Raw genomic sequence first — 968 nt, 5'->3', positions numbered from 1 at the left:
ATCCCACGGTTTGATGGTGCGATCTGAGCTATCCCCGGAAAATCGGACAGTGACGGAAGCTACGATCTGACGTCTGCCGGTCTCCAAGCACGAGAAGATCAGCACATGTCGAAACGCAGGAACCACGATGCAGCGTTCAAGGCGCGTGTGGCGCTGGAGGCCGTGAAGGGGAGCGCACGGTGTCGGAACTGGCCGCCGAATTCAGCGTGCATCCGACGATGATCCATCAATGGAAGCGTTTGCTGCTTGAGGGGGCCGCAGGCATCTTCGAACGTGCCGGCAAGGCTGTGGCGGCGGCCGAGGTCAGCGAAGAAACGGTCCGCGACCTGCACGCCAAGATCGGAGAGCTGGCCGTCGCCAACGATTTTTTGTCCAAAAAGCTCAAGCCCCGGATCGGCAAGTGAGGCGCGGGATGATCGAGCGCTCACATCCCAGGCTGTCAGTCGGCGCGCAATGCCGCCTGCTGTCGATCTCGCGGTCGTCGTTCTACTACGCGCCGCAGGGTGAGGCGGCCACGAACCTCGATCTCATGCTGCTGATCGACAAGCAGTTTCTAGAAACCCCGTTCTACGGCGTCCGCCAGATGACATGGCATCTGCAGAACGAAGGCAATGCCGTGAACCAGAAACGCATCCGCCGTCTGATGCGGCTCATGCGCCTGATGCCGATCTACCAGAAGCCCGACACCAGCAAGCCCGCGAAGGGCCACAGGACCTACCCTATCTGCTCGGCGGGTTGCGGGTGGAGCGGCCCAACCAGGTCTGGTGCGCCGACATCACATACATCCCGATGCGCCGCGGCTTCCTCTACTTGGTGGCTGTTATGGACTGGCACACCCGGAAAGTGCTGGCCTGGCGCATCTCCAACACGCTGGAAGCCGGCTTCTGCGTCGAAGCGCTGAACGAGGCGACCCACCGCTTCGGCGCGCCCGAGATCATGAACACCGATCAAGGGTCGCAGTTCACGTC

2 protein-coding genes and 1 pseudogene are annotated in these 968 nt (G+C 61.8%); all 3 read left to right on the top strand.

All coding sequences use genetic code 11. The annotated features are described in order from the left end of the window. The first annotated feature begins 179 nt into the window (after positions 1-179). Positions 180-404 carry a transposase gene (locus B4A72_RS16180; protein ID WP_414692498.1) on the top strand — a complete coding sequence of 75 codons (225 nt, stop codon included), beginning with the start codon at positions 180-182 and terminating at the stop codon, positions 402-404. Between the two features lie 8 nt (positions 405-412). After that, a pseudogene (locus B4A72_RS16175) lies at positions 413-619 on the top strand (IS3 family transposase); the annotation flags it as partial. After that, positions 589-968, top strand: a 380-nt coding sequence (locus tag B4A72_RS16170; protein ID WP_414692497.1) for a transposase, incomplete at its 3' end; no start/stop codon positions are given. The pseudogene B4A72_RS16175 and the gene B4A72_RS16170, both read left to right, overlap by 31 nt.

Origin of the sequence: Paracoccus sp. UBA5162, from assembly GCF_002413585.1 — a bacterium.
Classification (GTDB): Bacteria; Pseudomonadota; Alphaproteobacteria; order Rhodobacterales; family Rhodobacteraceae; genus Paracoccus.
This window is presented reverse-complemented; position numbering and strand designations above follow the sequence as displayed.